Origin of the sequence: Avibacterium volantium, assembly GCF_049366555.1 — a bacterium.
GTDB lineage: Bacteria > Pseudomonadota > Gammaproteobacteria > Enterobacterales > Pasteurellaceae > Avibacterium > Avibacterium volantium_A.
Genome location: NZ_JBMMGT010000034.1, coordinates 1 through 19,946 on the forward strand (window position 1 = coordinate 1; position 19,946 = coordinate 19,946).

At 40.0% G+C, this 19,946-nt stretch carries 21 protein-coding genes and 1 other RNA gene; 15 read left to right on the forward strand and 7 right to left on the reverse strand.

Annotation, left to right across the window (positions count from 1 at the left end; translation table 11 throughout):
• The first annotated feature begins 297 nt into the window (after nt 1-297).
• The 5 genes from ACLS0A_RS09835 (at nt 298) to ACLS0A_RS09855 (ending at nt 2,936) form a co-directional block, all read left to right on the forward strand.
• Nucleotides 298-1,038: a hypothetical protein gene (locus tag ACLS0A_RS09835; RefSeq protein WP_416083353.1), complete on the forward strand. Its 741-nt coding sequence runs from the start codon at nt 298-300 to the stop codon at nt 1,036-1,038.
• A gap of 92 nt (nt 1,039-1,130) precedes the next feature.
• On the forward strand, nt 1,131-2,120 hold the full coding sequence (locus ACLS0A_RS09840; protein WP_416083352.1) for a DNA-processing protein DprA: 990 nt from the start codon (nt 1,131-1,133) through the stop codon (nt 2,118-2,120).
• A 69-nt stretch (nt 2,121-2,189) separates the two neighbouring features.
• Complete coding sequence (locus ACLS0A_RS09845) at nt 2,190-2,621, forward strand: tetratricopeptide repeat protein (RefSeq protein ID WP_416083351.1); 432 nt, start codon at nt 2,190-2,192, stop codon at nt 2,619-2,621.
• Nucleotides 2,611-2,763: a hypothetical protein gene (locus ACLS0A_RS09850; RefSeq protein WP_416083350.1), complete on the forward strand. Its 153-nt coding sequence runs from the start codon at nt 2,611-2,613 to the stop codon at nt 2,761-2,763. Before ACLS0A_RS09845 ends, ACLS0A_RS09850 begins: the two co-directional genes overlap by 11 nt.
• A gap of 35 nt (nt 2,764-2,798) precedes the next feature.
• Complete coding sequence (locus ACLS0A_RS09855) at nt 2,799-2,936, forward strand: SEL1-like repeat protein (RefSeq protein WP_416083349.1); 138 nt, start codon at nt 2,799-2,801, stop codon at nt 2,934-2,936.
• Nucleotides 2,937-3,005: 69 nt separating this feature from the next.
• Here the strand turns inward: ACLS0A_RS09855 and purE are convergent, their stop codons facing one another.
• On the reverse strand, nt 3,006-3,518 hold the full coding sequence (purE, locus tag ACLS0A_RS09860; RefSeq protein WP_416083348.1) for a 5-(carboxyamino)imidazole ribonucleotide mutase: 513 nt from the start codon (nt 3,516-3,518) through the stop codon (nt 3,006-3,008).
• Nucleotides 3,519-3,793: 275 nt separating this feature from the next.
• Here purE and pepN point away from each other — a divergent pair, with 275 nt between their 5' ends.
• The 6 genes from pepN (at nt 3,794) to cdd (ending at nt 11,935) form a co-directional block, all read left to right on the forward strand.
• Entirely contained in the window at nt 3,794-6,409 is a 2,616-nt protein-coding gene (gene pepN / locus ACLS0A_RS09865) for an aminopeptidase N (RefSeq protein ID WP_416083347.1), read from the forward strand.
• Nucleotides 6,410-6,484: 75 nt separating this feature from the next.
• Nucleotides 6,485-7,501, forward strand: a complete 1,017-nt coding sequence (gene pyrD / locus ACLS0A_RS09870) for a quinone-dependent dihydroorotate dehydrogenase (protein ID WP_416083346.1) — start codon at nt 6,485-6,487, stop codon at nt 7,499-7,501.
• A 173-nt stretch (nt 7,502-7,674) separates the two neighbouring features.
• A complete protein-coding gene (rnm, locus tag ACLS0A_RS09875) occupies nt 7,675-8,511 on the forward strand; it encodes an RNase RNM (protein WP_416083345.1) in 837 nt (278 codons plus the stop codon).
• 104 nt (nt 8,512-8,615) lie between these two features.
• Nucleotides 8,616-9,680, forward strand: a complete 1,065-nt coding sequence (locus tag ACLS0A_RS09880) for a 3-deoxy-7-phosphoheptulonate synthase (RefSeq protein ID WP_416083344.1) — start codon at nt 8,616-8,618, stop codon at nt 9,678-9,680.
• A 41-nt stretch (nt 9,681-9,721) separates the two neighbouring features.
• Nucleotides 9,722-10,846, forward strand: coding sequence for a bifunctional chorismate mutase/prephenate dehydrogenase (tyrA, locus tag ACLS0A_RS09885; protein WP_416083343.1), 1,125 nt, complete (start codon nt 9,722-9,724; stop codon nt 10,844-10,846).
• A 177-nt stretch (nt 10,847-11,023) separates the two neighbouring features.
• Nucleotides 11,024-11,935: a cytidine deaminase gene (gene cdd, locus ACLS0A_RS09890; RefSeq protein ID WP_416083342.1), complete on the forward strand. Its 912-nt coding sequence runs from the start codon at nt 11,024-11,026 to the stop codon at nt 11,933-11,935.
• Between the two features lie 38 nt (nt 11,936-11,973).
• On the opposite strand, the gene ACLS0A_RS09895 is transcribed toward cdd, so the two are convergent.
• Together ACLS0A_RS09895 and ACLS0A_RS09900 are read right to left on the reverse strand one after the other, a co-directional pair.
• Nucleotides 11,974-12,522 carry a KdsC family phosphatase gene (locus ACLS0A_RS09895; RefSeq protein WP_416083341.1) on the reverse strand — a complete coding sequence of 183 codons (549 nt, stop codon included), beginning with the start codon at nt 12,520-12,522 and terminating at the stop codon, nt 11,974-11,976.
• Between the two features lie 4 nt (nt 12,523-12,526).
• The gene (locus ACLS0A_RS09900) at nt 12,527-13,462 is read right to left on the reverse strand and encodes a KpsF/GutQ family sugar isomerase (RefSeq protein ID WP_416083340.1); all 936 of its coding nucleotides are present in this window, start codon (nt 13,460-13,462) and stop codon (nt 12,527-12,529) included.
• A 120-nt stretch (nt 13,463-13,582) separates the two neighbouring features.
• On the opposite strand from ACLS0A_RS09900, the gene rnpB reads away from it, so the two are divergent.
• An RNA gene (gene rnpB, locus ACLS0A_RS09905) (RNase P RNA component class A) lies at nt 13,583-13,973 on the forward strand.
• Nucleotides 13,974-14,102: 129 nt separating this feature from the next.
• Here the strand turns inward: rnpB and matP are convergent.
• The 3 genes from matP to ACLS0A_RS09920 all read right to left on the reverse strand — a co-directional run bounded on the left by matP (nt 14,103) and on the right by ACLS0A_RS09920 (nt 15,300).
• A complete protein-coding gene (gene matP / locus ACLS0A_RS09910; protein ID WP_330933106.1) occupies nt 14,103-14,552 on the reverse strand; it encodes a macrodomain Ter protein MatP in 450 nt (149 codons plus the stop codon).
• 155 nt (nt 14,553-14,707) lie between these two features.
• The gene (locus ACLS0A_RS09915) at nt 14,708-15,004 is read right to left on the reverse strand and encodes a HigA family addiction module antitoxin (RefSeq protein WP_103852818.1); all 297 of its coding nucleotides are present in this window, start codon (nt 15,002-15,004) and stop codon (nt 14,708-14,710) included.
• A 17-nt stretch (nt 15,005-15,021) separates the two neighbouring features.
• Nucleotides 15,022-15,300 carry a type II toxin-antitoxin system RelE/ParE family toxin gene (locus tag ACLS0A_RS09920; RefSeq protein ID WP_126372430.1) on the reverse strand — a complete coding sequence of 93 codons (279 nt, stop codon included), beginning with the start codon at nt 15,298-15,300 and terminating at the stop codon, nt 15,022-15,024.
• A 135-nt stretch (nt 15,301-15,435) separates the two neighbouring features.
• Here ACLS0A_RS09920 and ACLS0A_RS09925 point away from each other — a divergent pair, with 135 nt between their 5' ends.
• Nucleotides 15,436-17,199 (forward strand): AAA family ATPase, encoded by a 1,764-nt coding sequence (locus ACLS0A_RS09925; protein WP_416083339.1) that lies wholly within the window; start codon nt 15,436-15,438, stop codon nt 17,197-17,199.
• A gap of 239 nt (nt 17,200-17,438) precedes the next feature.
• On the forward strand, nt 17,439-17,972 hold the full coding sequence (fabA, locus tag ACLS0A_RS09930; protein WP_103852821.1) for a bifunctional 3-hydroxydecanoyl-ACP dehydratase/trans-2-decenoyl-ACP isomerase: 534 nt from the start codon (nt 17,439-17,441) through the stop codon (nt 17,970-17,972).
• A gap of 94 nt (nt 17,973-18,066) precedes the next feature.
• Here the strand turns inward: fabA and ybaK are convergent, their stop codons facing one another.
• Nucleotides 18,067-18,549, reverse strand: coding sequence for a Cys-tRNA(Pro) deacylase (ybaK, locus tag ACLS0A_RS09935; RefSeq protein WP_416083338.1), 483 nt, complete (start codon nt 18,547-18,549; stop codon nt 18,067-18,069).
• 73 nt (nt 18,550-18,622) lie between these two features.
• Between ybaK and ACLS0A_RS09940 the strand changes: the two genes are divergently transcribed.
• Nucleotides 18,623-19,597, forward strand: coding sequence for an oxidoreductase (locus ACLS0A_RS09940; RefSeq protein ID WP_416083337.1), 975 nt, complete (start codon nt 18,623-18,625; stop codon nt 19,595-19,597).
• The last annotated feature ends 349 nt before the right edge of the window (nt 19,598-19,946 follow it).

Here is a 19,946-nt window from a genome sequence, read left to right on the forward strand (position 1 = left end):
TCATAATGTATATATGGTGTAATAAAATATTTTTATTGAAAATGTCCTATAATTAATATTTTTATTCTATTTTAATATAATCTGACCTTCTTATTTGAGAATGAAAAAGACAGGGGTTATTTAGAGGGGAATTAAATTTAGAGCTGACAAAAGTAATTAAACTCAATCATTAATATATGTTAGAGAGCATTTTTATGGCTAAAAATTTTGTGAAGTTATTTTTTCAAACTTTGATTTATCAGTATCACTTTTAGATGATATAAATATGTGAACATACAAACAACGGAGAAAACAATTATGTCAATGAAAGATTTTGAAGCAGTCTTCGGCGTTCATCAAGTAGCACCAATTTCAATCGAAGAAGGAGTTGGAGATGAAATAGTGGATTTTACTGATGAGAATGTTAATTTAACTAGATTTACTATTGAAAGGAATATGATCTTATCAAAGGATATTGACGCATTTTATAGGTATCAGCATTTTGGCTATCATGATTCTAGAACACCAAAATATATAAATATGCTGAAAAATGATTTTTCAGATAAAAATGGGGAAGAATTATCTTCTTTTTGTGAAGATTTAAAAAGCAATTTAGAAAATGAAATTTATACTATTTGTAATATATTAGGTTGGAGTTATGGATCAAGTTCTATTTGTGTGGTTCCAAGAAGTAAAATTAGAGAATATTACAATAAAGAACAATTATTATTTCTCTATTCAATAAAAGATGTTATTAATAAAAATTTTAAGAAATACCCAGGGTTTGATGGAACAGACTCAATCATTAGAGTAAAAAATACACGAACAACACATCTTAATAAATCAGGGTATGGCGGTGATGGCAGAATCCCTTATAAAGGAATATCCCTAGCTACTTGTGCATTTTCTGATAATATAAAAGATAAAAATATTTTATTAATTGATGACATTTATACAAAAACTGTGAATGTTATTGAGGATATGGTTCAAGCTCTTTTGGATAAAGGGGCAAGAAATGTTGCTGTTTATACAATTGGATATAATATGTATAGAGAATAAATACAATATTTTATAAAAATAAATTAAAAATTGGCTCAATATTTATGAAGTTCTATAATATTATATTGAAATGAATTATTATTGGAGAAAATATGAAGTATACAGATAATGCACTTAATATATTAGCAGCAAAAACTTTTAGAGGTATCGGCAACGCTTGGATTAATAAAGAGCTAAGCAATGTGAAAGATATTGCGGTTATAGTAGAGATTATAGGAAAAAGGACAAAAGATCCTATAAATGAAACAATATTTTTAGAAAGGAGAGAGTTTATTAGAAAAAACATTGCTAGATTAGGGAATAGTTGTGATGGAATAACAGCAATTGGCGATCAAGATTTTCCATATTTGAGAGGAAATGCAAATCCTAGCGAAAAACCAGTTGCTTTATTTTATAAAGGCGATTTATCTTTATTATCAAAAAATAGCGTTAATGTTGCAGTTATTGGCGTTTTAAATCCAGATCAGGATACAGAAATAGATGAAAGAAAAATTGTTGAGCTTTTAGTAAATAAAGGAATGATAATTGTAAGTGGATTGGCATTCGGTTGTGATTCCATTGCTCACGATCAAACGTTAAGATCGAATGGTGCAACAGTAGCTATTCTACCTAGCCCATTAAATAATATTTTACCTTCAGGAAATTATGAGTTAGCTGTGAATATTGTTGAGAATCAAGGGCTGTTAATTACTGAATATTATACAGAACCAGATCATATGATGGAATTGAGTTCTCGCTATATTGAAAGAGATAGACTTCAAGCATTATTTAGTGATGCAGTCGTTTTATCGGCGAGTTATTCTCCAAATAGCATAGATCCAAATAACCCAAAACCAGATAGTGGTTCTAGACATGCTATGGAAAAGGCAAATAATTATGGCATAACTAGAGCGGTAATTTATAATGAAAAAAAACATATTGGAAATCCTAAATATGATCTAAATAGACAAATTATAGCAAATAGTAAGAATGTTATCGTAATTGATCCATTATCTCCACTTTCTAGTATTGATAAAATTACTTGTTCAGAAAATGAAAATTTGGATCTATTTAATGGTGAACAAGGAGATTTATTTGCTTGATTTAAATATTAAATAGAGGATTGTATTATTTTCATTGAAAAACATTGGAAAAACTAACTAGGAAACGAGATGAAATTAAGCAGAAATTTATTGGCTATGGTGTTGTTGTCTTTTGCTATAGTCGGGGTAGCTCGTGATGATTGGCGTGTGATAACAGAATTTTCACCGCTAGAAGAGCTAGTTCCGCCAGCGGTACAACAAGATATTAAGGGAGCGCAATTTGTATTTATGTTGCCAGATGGTGAACCGTTAGAGAACGCTCTTGATTCAGCAATGGGTGCTGATTGGCATAAGGCGGCAAAATGGCTTCTGCCACTCGCAAAACAAGGTAGTGCTGCGGCACAATTTCTATTAGCTGAAATGTTATACGAGGGAGTAGGAGTTAAGCAAAATTCTCAACAAGCGGCAAAAGAGTATAAAAAAGCAGCAGAGTTGCTTCTGCCTCTAGCAAAAAAAAGGAAATGCAGCGGCACAATTTTTACTGGCAGCAATGTTCGATGACGGACTGGGGGTAAAGCAAGATTTTCAACAAGCGGTAAAATGGTATAAAAAAGCCGCACAACAAGGGTTAGCACAGGCACAATATAATCTTGCAATGATGTATCATCAAGGCAAGATTATCAGCCAGCACGAAAATGGCTGAAGAAATCTGCTGAACAGTACAATAACTTAGCTTTAATGGTATTAGGCGGTTATTATTTAGAGGGGCTTGGCGTACCAAAAGATCAACAAAAAGCCAAAACCTATTTTGCACAAGCCTGCGAAGCGGGGGCGGATATGGGGTGTAGAATGGGAATGGAGCTAGAAGAAAAATAAGCATTTCCCTTTGGTTTAGATTGAGTTTTAAACAGGAAATGCCCACTTTATATAATGAATCGCAATAGACTATTCCAAGCTAGGATCAGGATTATCCAACACCATTTGTGTTTGGTTTTGGCGGAATTGTTGTAAACGTGCCGCAAGATCAGGATTAAAGCGAGCTAAGATTTGTGCGGCTAATAATCCCGCATTTGCTGCGCCGGCCGCACCAATAGCTAAAGTGCCAACGGGAATGCCTTTTGGCATTTGCACGATTGAATAGAGGCTATCCACGCCACTTAGGGTTGAACTTTTTACTGGCACACCCAGCACAGGAACAAGGGTTTTCGCGGCGATCATTCCTGGTAAATGCGCTGCGCCACCTGCGCCTGCAATAATCACTTTATAGCCATTTTTTTCGGCATTTTCTGCAAATTGGAATAATTTATCTGGTGTGCGGTGTGCAGAAACAATCTCAATATGATGGGGAACATTAAGATCCGTGAGAATTTGCGCGGCTTCCTGCATTGTCGCCCAATCACTTTTTGACCCCATTACAATGGCAATTTCAGCATTTTGACTTGGTTTTTGGTCTGGCATAGTTTTTCCTATTCACAACAAAAATTAACAAAAAACAACCGCACTAGAATAGCATATTTTAAGCTTTGTAAGCAAACGATTGCCTAAGGTGGTTGCAAAAAGACCGATTGGTGAAAAATGAGTGAAATAAGAGAATTAAGTGCTCGCAGAACAGTTTGTTTTTCTTGCAACTTTGGGCTAAAAATCTTATCCTAACAACAATTTTTCTACCTTAATCTTAAAAGATTTCATATTGGATAACCTTCTTAAAACAACAAGCATACTAGGTGTCATATATGCAGACAAAAGCTAAATATAGAAAAGATTATCGCTCGCCAGATTTTACCGTAACGGATATTTTCTTGGATTTTCAATTAGATCCAGAAAAAACCGTGGTAACCGCCAAAAGCCAATATCAACGTTTAAATCCAGAGGCAACCAGTTTGCGTTTAGACGGCCATAGCTTTCAATTTGCGGCGATTCGTTTAAATGGGGAAGATTTCAAACATTATCAACAAGATAGCGAAAGTCTAACGTTAGATTTAAGCAGTTTGAAAGAAAGTGCGGGGCAATTTGAGTTAGAAATTGTTACCTATTTAAAACCTGCCGAAAATACCTCATTGCAAGGGCTGTATCAATCAGGAGAGGCGTTGTGTACGCAATGTGAAGCAGAAGGATTCCGTCAAATTACCTATATGCTTGATCGCCCCGATGTGCTAGCCCGTTACACCACCAAAATCACCGCAGAAAAAGCTAAATATCCTTATTTATTATCTAACGGCAACCGTATTGCCAGTGGGGAATTGGACAATGGTTTTCACTGGGTGGAATGGCAAGATCCTTTCCCAAAACCGAGCTATTTGTTTGCCTTAGTGGCAGGGGATTTTGATGTCTTACAAGACAATTTTATCACCCAAAGCGGCCGTGAAGTGTTGCTTGAGCTTTATGTGGATCGTGGCAACTTAAATCGTGCCGATTGGGCAATGCAAAGCCTGAAAAAATCAATGAAATGGGACGAAGAACGCTTCGGGCTAGAATATGATTTAGATATTTATATGATCGTTGCGGTAGATTTCTTCAATATGGGCGCAATGGAAAACAAAGGTTTGAATATTTTCAACGATAAATTCGTGTTGGCCAACCCACAAACCGCCACAGATGAAGATTATTTAGCCATTGAAAGCGTGATCGCACACGAATATTTCCATAACTGGACAGGCAATCGTGTTACTTGTCGTGATTGGTTTCAGTTGAGTTTGAAAGAAGGTTTAACCGTGTTCCGTGATCAAGAATTTTCTTCTGACACGGGATCGCGTGCCGTAAATCGCATTAATAATGTGAAATTCTTGCGTACCGTGCAATTTGCGGAAGACGCTAGCCCAATGTCGCACCCAATTCGCCCTGAAAAAGTGATTGAAATGAATAATTTCTACACCGTAACCGTGTATGAAAAAGGGGCAGAAGTAATTCGTATGCTACACACCTTGCTAGGTGAACAAGGTTTCCAAGCAGGTATGCGAGAGTATATTGCACAAAACGATGGTAAAGCCGCCACCTGTGAAGATTTTGTGCAAGCAATGGAAAAAGCCAATGACGTTGATCTTAGCCAGTTCCGCCGTTGGTATAGCCAATCTGGCACGCCAGAACTCACCATTAGTGATAGCTATGATGAGCGCTCTCATACTTATCGCCTGCAAGTTTCACAGCATACGCCAGCAACCGCTGATCAAATGGACAAGGTAAATTTACACATTCCATTAAAAATCGCCCTTTATGATGAGCAAGGCATTATGCAATCTTTGCAATATCATGGCGAATTAGTCAGTGATGTACTAGATGTAACTGAACAAACACAAACCTTTGAATTTCATAATATTTATTCACGTCCTGTGCCTGCCTTGTTGTGTGATTTTTCTGCGCCAGTGCGATTAGATTATGATTACAGTACCAAGCAGCTTATCACCTTACTGAAATTTGCGAAAAATGATTTTGTGCGTTGGGATGCCGCACAGATGTTATTTAATAATGAGTTACGTCGTAACTTATCTCGCTATCAACAAGGACAACCACTTGAATTTTCTGAAGAAATTCTCACCGCACTTCACCAAGCACTGGAGAATCATCAGCAAGATCCTGAATTAACCACTTTAATTCTCACGCTGCCAAAAGAAACAGAATTTGCAGAGTTATTCAAAACCATTGATCCTGGAGGCATTGCGGTGGTGCGTGAGTTTATGCTGCGTACATTAGCGGACTATTTGAAATCAGATTTATTCCGAATTTATCAGCAAATTCATTTGGAAGATTATCACGTTGTGCAACAAGATATTGCCTTGCGTGCTTTGCGTAATCTTTGCCTGAATTATTTGGCTTACACTCATTTAGGCAATAATTTAGTGTATAAGCACTATGTAAACGCAAATAATATGACCGATTGTTTGGCGGCGTTATCGGTGGCGACCAAAGCACAGTTAGCTTGTCGTGATGAATTATTGGCAGATTTTGAACAAAAATGGCAGCACGATGGCTTGGTGATGGATAAATGGTTCACCTTGCAAGCTACACGCCCTGATGCTGATGTGCTACAAATTGTGGTGCAGTTGATGGATCACCCTAGCTTTAACTTTAATAATCCAAACCGTGTACGTGCCTTAGTGGGCAGTTTTGCTAGCCAAAATCCACGCGCATTCCACGCCGCAGACGGCTCTGGCTACCGTTTCTTAACGGATATTTTAATTCGTTTAAATGAAACCAATCCGCAAGTGGCATCAAGATTAATTGAGCCATTAATTCGCTTTAAACGTTATGATGCACAGCGTCAAACCTTGATGAAACGTGCCTTAGAGCGTTTGAGTGAAGTAGAAAATCTGTCTAAGGATTTATTCGAAAAAATCGAAAAAGCCTTACAATAATCCAACATAAAAGTGCGGTCAAAAATCACCGCACTTTTTTACAGTTTAACTATCCAGTGAGATAAACGAGTGAATATGTATCCTTTAATCCGAAAAGTGCTTTTCAGCCTTGACGCTGAAAATGCCCATAATTTAACTATTCAGCTATTAAAACTGGCTGGCAAACCGCCTTTTGTTACCCTAATAAAAGCCTTGTTAGCTTGTCCGCAAGGGCAGGAAAAAAACGTAATGGGCGTGAAGTTTAAAAATCCCATTGGATTGGCCGCAGGGGCAGATAAAAATGCCGAAGCCATCGACGGCTTTGGCGCACTGGGATTTGGCTTTATTGAAGTGGGAACGGTAACGCCTTTAGGGCAAGAGGGTAATCCCAAACCACGCCAGTTTCGTTTAATTGAAGCGGAAGGCATTATTAATCGCAACGGCTTTAATAATCAGGGCATTGATTATGTGATTGAAAATGTCAAGAAAGCACGCTTTGACGGCGTAATCGGCATAAACATTGGTAAAAACAAAATTACTCCCATTGAACGTGGCAAAGAAGATTACCTTTATTGTTTGAATAAAGCCTATAATTATGCGGATTACATTACGGTAAATATTTCCTCGCCCAACACGCCAGATTTACGCCAGTTGCAATATGGCGATGCGTTAGAAGATTTGTTGCAAAGCATTAAAGCCCGTCAGCAAATTTTGGCAAGCCAATATAATAAATATGTGCCGATTGCAGTGAAAATTGCGCCAGATTTAACGGAAACCGAATTGGTACAAATTGCTGATACGTTACGACGTAACAAGATTGATGGTGTTATTGCCACCAATACCACCATTGCGCGCGACAATGTACAAGGCTTGAAAAATGCGACAGAAATCGGCGGTCTAAGCGGTAAGCCGTTGCAACAAAAAAGTACGCAAATCATCGCACGATTACATCAAGAATTAAACGGCGAAATCCCGATTATCGGCAGTGGCGGCATAGACAGCGTTGCCAGCGCGCAAGAAAAAATCGCAGCAGGTGCGCAATTATTGCAAGTATATTCAGGATTGATTTATCAAGGGCCAGCGTTAATTAAAGAATTGGTTAAGCATTGTTAATTGATGCGGTAGGCGAGAGATTTATACAGTACTTGAAATGGTAATAAACAAGCCTATATTAAGGAATAAGGCGATTTAACAGGGCGGGCGAATGTCCGCCTTTATTTTTTATTTTTTAAGGCGGAAAATCACAAAAAAATGACCGCACTTTTTCATTTTGTTTAGGAACAAAAATGCAAAAAATTTATGATTTACATTGCCATAGCAGTGCATCAGATGGGGTATTAAGCCCTAAAGAGGTGGTGCAACGTGCTTATGATAATCAAGTTTCCGTGCTGGCTTTAACCGATCACGACAGCGTGGCTGGTTTAGATGAAGCACAAGCGCAGGCAGACTTATTAGGGATCACACTGATTAATGGAGTGGAAATTTCTACTCAATGGGAGAACCGTGCCATTCATATTGTGGGGTTAGATTTTGATAAAACTCACCCAAAAATGACCGCACTTTTGCAGCAGCAAGCAGAAAAACGCTTAGAAAGAGCGGTGAAAATTGGTGAGAAATTAGCGAAGTTAGGGGTTGAAAATGCCTTTGATGGAGCAAAAAAATTTACCCAAGGGGAAGTTACCCGAGCGCACTATGCGCGCTATTTAGTGGAAATCGGCAAGGTTTCTAATATTAATCAGGCTTTCAAACGTTATCTAGGGCAAGGGAAGTCAGCTTATGTAAAAGCGGAATGGGTGGATATTCCTAGCGCGATTGACATTATTCACCAAGCAGGCGGTGTGGCGGTGTTAGCGCACCCATTGCGCTATACCTTAACCACCAAATGGCTCAAAAAACTGATTGCGGATTTTACCCAAAGTGGGGGTGATGCCATTGAGGTTTCTGGCTGCGGACAAACCAAAGATCAACGCTTATTGCTCGCACGCTGGGCGCTTGAACAAGGTTTGCTTGGCTCTGTCGGGTCGGATTTCCATTTTCCTTGTGGTTGGATTGAACTAGGACGTTCTCTTGAATTGCCAGAAAATGTGCCACCTGTTTGGCAGAAATTTCGCACTATTTTGTAAATTCCTTGTAAAACAAGTTGAATTTGCTTTGGTTTAAGTGTAATTTATGCGTTACATTTGTTGTATATAAAAATTTACACTTTAATTTTGAGTAGGAAAGAAAAATGAACAATGTAAATCACAAAGACAGTATTCATAATGTAAATATTGTTAATGAAAAAGTGCTAATCACGCCAAGTGAACTGAAAGAAAAATTGCCTTTACCGCAACATTTACGCCATCAAATTGAGCAATCGCGTGCTGATATTGCCAATATCATTCATAAAAAAGATCACCGTTTATTAGTGGTTATCGGCCCTTGTTCGATTCACGATCCCCTTTCTGCATTGGATTACGCAAAACGTTTGAAAGCTTTATCTGATGAGCTAAAAAACGAGCTGTACATTGTTATGCGCGTGTATTTTGAAAAACCGCGTACCACCGTGGGTTGGAAAGGCTTAATTAACGATCCGAAAATTGATGGCAGTTTTGATGTGGAACACGGTTTACACATTGCGCGTGAACTTTTGTTAGAGCTGGCGGAAATGGGCTTGCCACTTGCCACCGAAGCGCTTGATCCGATCACGCCACAATATATGGCAGATTTATTCAGCTGGTCAGCCATTGGCGCAAGAACCACAGAATCGCAAACTCACCGTGAACTGGCGTCAGGCTTATCAATGGCGGTGGGGTTTAAAAATGGTACGGACGGTAGCATTGCCACTGCGATTAATGCGATGAAAGCGTCTGCAATGGGGCATAGCTTTATTGGTATCAACCAGCAAGGGCAGGTGAATTTGCTCAACACCGCAGGCAATCCAAACGGACATATTATTTTGCGTGGTGGAAAAGCGCCAAATTACCAAGCGGAATTTATTCAACAAGCAGAACAAGAATTACAAAAAGCAGGCTTAGAACCCGCCATTATGGTGGATTGTAGCCACGGCAACTCGAATAAAGATTACCGCCGTCAGCCGATTGTGGCAGAAGATGTTACACAACAAATCGCTAATGGCAACCAATCCATTATTGGCGTGATGCTAGAAAGCCATATCAACGCAGGCAACCAAAGTGCTGAACAGCCAGTAAGCGAAATGCAATATGGTGTGTCAATTACTGATGCTTGCATTGATTGGGAAACTAGCGAGCAATTATTACGTCAAATGGCACAAGCATTGAGCAAAAAATAACTGGCAAAATCATCAGACTGTAAAGAAATAAGGACAATAACGTGGACGCACTAAAAGAACTGCGTACAGAAATTGATACACTGGATCAAGAATTATTGCAATTATTCGCAAAACGCTTGGCATTGGTAAAAAAAGTGGGGGAAATCAAACATCAACACGGCTTACCCATTTATGTGCCAAATCGTGAAGCAGAAATGTTGCAAGCAAGACGGCAAGAAGCGGAAAAACTTGGCGTACCGCCTGATTTAATCGAAGATGTATTACGCCGTTTAATGCGTGAATCCTACACCAGAGAAAATCAGTTTGGCTTTAAAACCGTTAATCCTAACATCAAAAAAATTGTGATTGTGGGCGGAAAAGGTAAGCTAGGCGGATTATTCGCACGTTATCTGCAGCTTTCTGGTTATCAAGTAGAAAGTTTAGGGCGAAACGATTGGGACAACGCCGCGCAGATTTTATCAGGTGCAGATGTGGTTATTGTGTCCGTACCTATCGTAAACACGGTGGAAACCATTGAACGTCTTGCACCTTATTTAACAGAAAATATGTTGCTCACCGATCTCACCTCGGTGAAAAAAGCGCCACTTGCAAAAATGCTGGAAGTGCATAAAGGCGCAGTAGTGGGCTTGCACCCAATGTTCGGGCCAGATATTGCAAGTATGGCAAAACAAGTGGTGGTGCGTTGTGATGGGCGTTATCCAGAACGCTATCAATGGCTATTAGATCAAATCAGCATTTGGGGCGCGAAAATTTATCAAGTGGACGCCGCTGAACACGATCAAAGTATGACTTACATTCAAGCCTTACGCCACTTTGCCACCTTTGCCAACGGGTTGCATTTATCCAAACAACCTGTGGAATTGGCGAAACTGTTAGCCTTATCTTCGCCAATTTACCGCTTAGAACTGGCAATGATCGGACGCCTATTCGCCCAAGACGGCGCATTATACGCGGATATTATTATGGATAAACCAGAAAACCTTGAAGTGATCGAAAGCCTAAAACAAAGCTATGAAGAAAGCCTAAAATTCTTTGAGCAAGGAGATAAACAAGGTTTTATCCAAGCTTTCGAGCAAGTACGCGATTGGTTTGGCGATTATTCTGAACAATTCTTAAAAGAAAGCCGCCAATTATTGCAGCAGGCGAATGATTATCGCGAACATTAGTGAAGAACAAGTGAAAGGCTTGTTTTTATCAGTGCGGTGGAAAATTTGAAAATTTTTTACCGCACTTTAAATCTGAATAAATATTTGATTAAGCTCACAAAATTAACTTTTCTTTAAGATTTTTCCTCTATTCTGCACTATGATAGCGAGAGTTTTAGCTTGAAAGGAGAAAGCAGTATGAAAAATCATCTTCAGCAACACATTTCAGATCGCATTCAGCAATCATTGGGATTATTAGAAAATCAACAACTCGCCCAAGATTTATGGCATATTCTTGCAGAACAGCATTTCCAAGGCTTTTTACCGCAGTTTGTGGTGAATCATCTTTGCGAAAAATATCAATTAATCGCCAAAGACTTCGCCTTACTTTTATTGCCGATTAGTGCAAGTTATGCCAATCCTACGATTTCTCATTTTAGCGTAGGCGCGGTGGTTACAGGTGAAAGCGGCAGCCTTTATTTCGGGGCAAACCAAGAGTTTTGTGCTACCAATATTCAACAAACTATTCATGCGGAACAAAGTGCGATTTCTCACGCGTGGATGCGTGGCGAACGGAAATTGACTGACGTAACGGTAAATTATACCCCGTGCGGACATTGCCGTCAGTTTATGAATGAATTAAATAGTGCAGAAACCCTGCATATTCATTTGCCGCATAGCCAAAATAATTTGCTGCACAAATATTTGCCAGATTCTTTTGGTCCAAAAGACTTGGATATTACTTGCCGATTATTTGATGAACGCCATAATGGTTTAAATTATTCTACAGAAGATCCCGTTATTTTGGCAGCGCTAAATGCAGCCAACCAAGCTCACGCGCCTTATTCACAAAGCTATTCAGGCGTTGCCATTCAGCTTCAAGATCAGCAAATTTTTTCTGGTCGCTATGCTGAAAATGCGGCATTCAACCCAACCTTGCCTGCCTTACAAGTGGCATTAAATTATTTATTATTAAGTGGCAATGAGGTGGAAAATATTCAGCGCGTAGTGATGGTTGAACAGCCTTTAACCCTTTCTTATCAAAAAATGGCAGAAGAATTATTGGCTTATTTGGGAGAGGTGAAATTGGAATATATTTTGCTGTCTTAGCGATAGAACAACGGTCTAATTCAGACCGTTTTTTTATTTTACTGCGCCATATTTTCTACGGTTTTAAGGAAACCTTGTGCGGTGGCAAAAGCGTCACTCTTGCCTTGCGCGCGCATAATCATATCGGACATTTCACGAAATGCGCCTTGTCCGCCGTGGCGTTGTAGCACATAGTCGGCACAATCTTGTACATAATCCATCGCATCGCCTACGGCAAAGGATAATCCACATACCGCGAAAGCGGGTAGATCCACGCTATCATCGCCGATAAATGCGGTTTCTTCAGGGCTTACGCCAGCTTGTTTCATTAATTCAAAACAGGCGCTTTCTTTTTCTAATTTGCCTAAAAAGAACAGTTTAATCCCAAGATCGGCAATGCGCTTGCGTAAAATAGGGGAATCTCGCCCTGAAAGCACGGCAACTTGCACGTCATTTTCCATTAACATACGAATGCCCAATCCATCACGAACGTGGAAACTTTTGAACGCTTCGCCGTTGGCGTCATAGTGGAGTAAACCGTCTGTGAGTACACCGTCCACATCGGTGATCACGAGTTTGATATTTTGTAATTGTTCGTTTGAAATCATAGTATTAGCTCGAAAATTCAATTAACCCCACCACGTTTTTAGCGTCATCTAACACGATTAATGAATGAATTTTGTTTTCTTTCATAAAGTTTTCCGCTTCCGCTAAATAGCAATTTGCATTGATGGTTTTAGGTTGAGAAGTCATTAATTCTTGCGCGGTTTTGCTGAGTGCGTCCGCGCCATTGCGGGTGAGTGTTCGGCGAATATCGCCATCGGTGATAATGCCTTTTAATTCATTGTCTTGCATAACAATCGCCACGCCCATACGCCCCTCATTCATAATGGTTAAACAATCTGTAAATGAGGTAGTGAGCTGTGCGATTGGCAATTTGGTTTGCATTTGATCTTTCACGCGGGATAACAAGCGTTTGCCTAAACTTCCGCCTGGGTGATATTTGGCAAAATCTTCAGGTTGGAAATTTCTTGCGGTGATGAGCGCAACGGCAAGGGCATCGCTCAAGGCAAGGGTAACCAGTGCCGAGGTGGTGGGCGCAAGGTTATTCGGGCAGACTTCCCGTTCCACCGTAATATCCAGCACATAGTCAGCGTGTTTTGCAAGGGTAGATTGCTTATTACTGGTTAAAGCGATGATTTTATTACCAAAATTCTTTAAACTTGGGAGCAGTTTATTCACATCATCGGTTTCGCCGCTGTATGAAATCAACATCACAATATCAATGGGCTTGAGCATTCCCAAATCGCCGTGAAAGGCTTCTGTCGGGTGTAGGAAAAAACTTGGTGTGCCAGTGGAAGCAAAGGTCGCCACCATTTTCTTACCAATCAGACCTGATTTACCAATTCCGCCCACCACTAAGCGCCCTTCGCAATTTAGAATTAATTCCACCACTTGGTTGAATTGCTCATCTAAACGCTGGCTTAGTTGTAGCAAGGCTTTTTGTTCCACCGCAAGGGTGTCTTGTGCGATTTTGAGATAATCCATTGTTGCCCCTTTTATATTCAGCAAAAGTGCGGTTATTTTAGCGTAAGTTTTTTGCGAACTCTAGCAGTCATTTTTCTGAGTTTTCTTGCATTTGTTTGATATTCCGTTATACTCTCGCCCTGAGTTAGCCAAATAATCGCTGGTTTATTGAAGCCCTAAACCGTTTGTATAAACGACCTAGTGGGACAAATAGACGAGAGGAAAGTCCGGGCTACATAGGGCAGAGTGCCAGATAACGTCTGGGAGGCGAGAGCCTACGACAAGTGCAGCAGAGAGCAGACCGCCGATGGCTCGTTTGAGATCAGGTAAGGGTGAAAGGGTGCGGTAAGAGCGCACCGTGTGGGTGGTAACATTTCACAGCAGGGTAAACTCCACTCGTAGCAAGACCAAATAGGAACTCAATGGGTGGCCCGCTCAGAGTTCGGGTAGGTTGCTTGAGCGTTTGTGTGAACAAACGCCTAGATGAATGATTGTTCAACGACAGAACCCGGCTTATCGACTAACTCAAGGAATAAAATAGCCTCCAGATTTGGAGGCTTATTTTTTGCCTGAATTTAGTCTAAACAGACGTTTGAAAAATACCGTAAAATCCCACCGTACTTTCAATTTCATCATCATTGTATAGAGAGAAAAGTGCGGTCTATTTTTTCAATAAATCCTTCAACCCCTCTTTCATTGCCGACATTTGATGCTCATAGGCAGCTTTGCTTTCTCGCTCATCAATCATATAAGTGATGGTTTCAGACAGGGTCATTTTCATTTTCTTCGCATATCTTGATAAGCGCAACCAAACAGAATATTCCAAATCAATGGATTTTTTCTTGGTGGTTTGCTTTTCCGCATTGAAAAAACGCTTACGCCGCGCACGAATCGCTTGGTCTAATTTCACCACTAAATTAGGTGAAAGATGAGTTTTCACCCATTCTTCTATTTCTGTCGCATTATTTTGTGTGGCAATTAAACGGCGCACCATTTCTTGTTGCAAACTGCGCTCTTCATAACGCGTAATTTGCTCCCCTTCACGGGCTTTTTTGGTTAAATAGAGCCATTTCCAATGTGCTTCTTGATTTTCTAGCTTTTGGTATTTCATCGTATTTCCTCAAACTCCGTTACGGGGTAACTCTGTATAAGTTTACGCTGTTCCGATTTTTTTTGCGAGTAAATTTTGTTTTGGGTGATAAATTCGTCTAACCGCGATATTTTTAGCGATATTTATAAAGTGCGGTGGAATTTCACCACACTTTTTCAAGCAAATTGATAAGGGATAATATGGCTTAAATCTTCGTTAATGATTGAACGAGTTTGTTCTGTGTCATAATGTGATTGCATATTAAGCCAGCTTTGTGCATCTGTGCCAAAGAATGTTGCCAAGCGCAATGCGGTATCGGGAGTAATGGAACGTTTGCCTTTGACAATTTCATTAATTCTGCGAGGTGGGACAGAAATCGCTTTTGCCAGTGCGTATTGGCTAATGCCAAGTGGTTTTAGCCAATCTTCTAATAAAATCTCACCGGGGTGGGAGAGAGGAATTTCTCTAATCATAATCAGTTATCCTTAATTTAGTGGTAATCCACAATTTCAACATCAGCAGCGTGCCCATTTAACCAAGTAAAACAAATTCGCCACTGATCGTTAATTCGAATGCTGTATTGCCCTTTTCGATCACCAGAAAGCTGTTCTAAATGATTTCCAGGAGGAATTTTTAAAAAGTTAAGCTCTGTTGCCGCATTGAGTTGTTGAAGTTTTCTCATTGCGACTTTTTCAAATGGGATAAAACGCCGTATTCGTTTACCTTCAAAAAATGCTTGGGTTTCTTTACAGGAAAAATGGGTAATCATAAATAATAACGCCTTTCGTTAATATCACATAATGGTAACGAATCACGTTATTAAATGCAAGGCATAAATATACAAAATAATCCCATTATGCGATAATCCACCTTTTCAACCATTACCCAAAGAGAGCCACACATTTTGCCTGCGTTATTTAATCAAGTTTTATCTTGGCAGAATTTGCGTCCTGAGTTAGCAGGGCAAGCAGATTTTTCGCAATCTATTGATTTTTTTGACCTACAATCGCGCGCCCGCGCGAGCGTTTCGCAATTCTTGCAAAATTCTGACCGCACTTTATTAGTACTAAAAGCCGATCAGCAAGGGGAATATGCGGTGCTGCTGGAAAAATTTATCAGCCAGTTCCAACCACAGCCTTTGCCCTTGAAAGGCGTGCATTATCATATTGAGCAAGGTTCTGAGCAAACATTGCCTAAAATTACGTTGCAAAATGCGACCAGCGTGGAAGATAATTTTGCCGCGAAAAAACAAGTGGCGAGTGCGATCTATTATGATCAACAACGATTATTCGGTAATGTGCGTTCAAATGGTCAACAGATTGCGTTACAAAGTGGCTTGGTGCATCAGTTAAACGGTGGCGTGCTGATTTTAAGTGTTGAGCCTTTATTAACGCAGGTGGGCTTGTGGGAACGCTTAAAACAGCTTTTGAGTGAACAGCATTTCCATTGGCAATCTTTACATCCTTATAAACCGCTGCCTTGTGATATTCCCAGTTACGATCTGGCATTAAAAGTGATTTTATTGGGCGATCGCACGCAACTGGCGTTATTAGAAGAATTGGACGAAAGCCTTTATCAGCTGGCGGATTATGGCGAAATTGAAAGCTATTTTTCCCTTGATAACGAGCAAGCGCAGCAACAATGGCAAGGTTATGTGCAATCTTATGCGAAACAGCTGGGTATTCAGCTCACGGCGGACGGAATAAATCGACTCTATCAGCTTTTGGTGCGAGAAAGCGAAGATCGCCATTGCATTAATATTTCGCCGTTAAAGTTAAAAGAGATATTGAGCAACACACGCACATTGGCGCAATGCAATGAATTAAGTGCGGTGCAATTTGAACAATATTTTCAAGCCAAACAGCAACAGCAGGGCTTTTTGCAACAGCAAACCTATGCGGATATTCTGCACGAACAAATTTATGTGGCAACCGAAGGCGAAGCGGTAGGGCAAATTAATGGGCTTTCTGTGATCGAATACCCAGGCAGCCCAGTTTCCTTTGGTGAACCTTCACGGATTAGCTGTATTGTTCAGCTTGGCGAAGGGGAAGTGATTGATGTCGAGCGCAAAAATGAGCTGGCAGGTAATATTCATAGCAAAGGCACAATGATTGCTGAAGTGTGTTTAGCGAATATTTTAGATTTGCCCACTCAACTGCCGTTTTCCGCGTCTATTGTTTTCGAGCAATCTTATAGTGAAATTGACGGCGATAGCGCTTCGCTGGCGTGTTTCTGCGTGCTGGCTAGTGCGCTTTCCTTGCAGCCGTTGCCACAATCCATCGCCATTACCGGGGCAATCGACCAATTTGGGCTGGTACATTCCGTAGGTGGCGTGAATCAAAAAATTGAAGGCTTTTTTGCCATTTGTGAAAAACGGGGTTTAACGGGCAAGCAAGGGGTGATCGTGCCTTCTGCGGTGTTAAATCAGCTGAGCTTATCGGAAGCTGTGATAAGTGCGGTGAAAAATCAGCAATTTTCCATTTGGGCGGTGGAAGATGTTTTCCAAGCCTGTGAAATTCTGTTTAAACGCCATTTGTTAGTTGAGGAAGATAGCACTTACAACGAACAAAATCAGCCATTGAGCGAGCTGATCAGCCAACGTTTAAACGCCCATTCGGAACAACAAAAAAGTGGTTTTTGGCATTGGTTATTGGGGCGAAAAAGTTAAATTTTTGCACCGCACTTTATGTCAGACTTTGATCATCTTAAAAGAGCGGTGAAATTTTCTAAATTTTATTTTAGGCGAGCAGCGATGTTCGCCTTTTTTATTTCTCAAAATTAAATAATTTACTCACTGATCGGACAAGTTGAGCGAACAAGTGTTAGCTATATCTATTTTCTTCTAATCCTGATATTATGCGGAATAAATTGATACGTTGCGTATTTTATACATAGAAGGAAATAAAAATGATGGACAGTTGTACACCAAATAAAAAAAGTAGCTACAGCTATGAGGATTTATTGGCATCAGGACGTGGTGAATTATTTGGCGAACAAGGCCCGCAGCTCCCCGCACCAACAATGTTGATGATGGATCGCATTGTGGAAATGAATGAAACAGGTGGCGATTTTGAGAAAGGTTATATTGAAGCGGAATTAGATATTCGCCCAGATCTCCCTTTCTTTGGTTGCCATTTTATTGGTGATCCTGTTATGCCAGGTTGTTTAGGGCTAGATGCGATGTGGCAACTTGTCGGTTTCTATCTGGGCTGGATCGGCGGCAAAGGAAAGGGCAGAGCCTTAGGCGTTGGCGAAGTGAAATTCACTGGGCAAATTTTGCCAACAGCGAAAAAAGTGATTTACCGCATTAATATGAAACGTGTGGTAAACCGCAAATTAGTCATGGGCTTAGCAGACGGAGAAGTTGAAGTGGACGGGCGCGTAATTTATACCGCCAACGATCTTAAAGTCGGCTTATTCCAAGATACTTCAGCGTTTTAATGATGATGATATTATTGTAAGATTAATTGGAATCAATTCCCTTATTGGCTCAGGCGTTACCCTTTTGCGCTTGAGCCTTTTTTATTTTGATTGTTTATTCAGTTTCGTCCACAATATCCGCAAAACAGGCTTGCAATACATCAGCTAAATCTTGCGGCGCGAGTTCCACACTCAAACCGCGTTTACCACCCGAAACATAAATTTGTGAAAAATTTAAGGCCGATTTAGCAATCACCGTTTTCACTTTTCTTTTTTGCCCTAAAGGGCTAATTCCCCCCACTAAATAACCCGAGCTTTTTTGTGCGGCATCTTTGTCTGCCATTTCCACTTTCTTCACCCCAATGGCTTTTGCCGCTTTTTTCAAATTGAGCTTATTTGCTGTCGGCAACACAAAACAAGCGAGCTTTTTCTGATCGCCATTTTCAGCGACTAAGAGAGTTTTAAAGGATTGCTCTGGCGGAATGCCTAATTTTTCTGCGGCTTCATCGCCAAAATGGGTATTGCTTGGATCGTGATCATAACTATGCAAAACAAAAGGGATTTTATGCTTTTTTAATAAATCAATGGCTGGTGTCATTTTCTTTTCCTGTCAGAATTCGGTAAAATATGACGCTTATTTTACGCTGATTATGACAATCAAGGGAGAAAAAATGTTAAAGATCGCCATTGCCGCAGAATTTGAATTAGCCGAAAAACTGGCTGAATGCTTAGAACAAAGCCAGCTAGAAATTGATCAGCTATCCGTAGTGGAAATTTTTCCATTTAATGAAGAACAAGGCATTCGTTTTAACAATAAAGCGGTGGCGCAAATTGTGCCAGATGAAGTGGATTGGGCAACTTTCAATTATGTGTTTTTCGCAGGCGAAGTGTCTGCTGCCAGCCATTTAGCGAAAGCCGCAGAAGCAGGCTGCGTGGTGATTGATTTATTTGGGCTTTGTGCCAGCTTGCCTGATGTACCACTGGTGATCCCAACGGTTAATGACGCACAATTAGTGGAGTTGCGACAACGTAACATTGTTTCTTTACCAAACCCGCAAGTAACCCAAAGTATTCTGCCATTGAGTGAAATTTTGCAAAATTACCCATTAAAACAAGCGGTTGTCAGCTCGCTTCTGCCAGCTTCTTATATGGGCGATGAAAAAGTGGCGCAACTTGCAGGGCAAACTGCACAACTATTAAATGGTATCCCTTTAGATGAAAATGTCCAGCGCCTAGCCTTTGATGTTTTCCCTGTAAAAAGTGCGAATTTGAGCGCGCAAGTGCAGAAAATTTTCCCACAGCTTGATAATGTAGTGTTCCACCAAATTCAAGTTCCTATATTTTACGGCCTTGCCCAACAAGTCAGCGCCTTTTTTGATTATGATGTGGCCAGTGAAGCCGTAGCAGAAATGTGGCAACAAAATAGCTTGATTGAATACCACCCAGAAAGCCAAATTACCCCTGTACTTAATGGCGAAAATGAAAACGGCGAAAGTGAAGTCAAACTGCATATCAGCAATCTTAATCAGCGAGAAAGTGCGGTAGAAAATGGCATCGAATTTTGGTCAGTGGCAGACGAACAACGCTTTAACCTCGCCTTAATGGCTGTGAAATTAGCTGAATTGGTGTATCAATCGGGTTATTGATTTTCTTTCAAAAATTTCTAAAAGAAAGTGCGGTGGAAAAATTTATGTTTTTTCTACCGCACTTTTCTTTTTCTGCTTTTATTCTCTTTTTTGTTTGTTTTTTCTAGAAAAATATTTTTCCATTTTAATTTGAAATAAAGCACCTAAAATGACTGCTAATATTTCTAATATCCCCCATTTTACTGATCTAGCTATTCTTAACTTTCTATTTTCAATAAATTCATTATTTATATTATAAAAGCATTCTCCATTTTTAGGTATAAGCTGTATATATTTTCTCCTTTTGAGGATATGTCAATAAAAGTTATACTTGATAATTCATACCTTCCGATTTTATATATAAGCCACA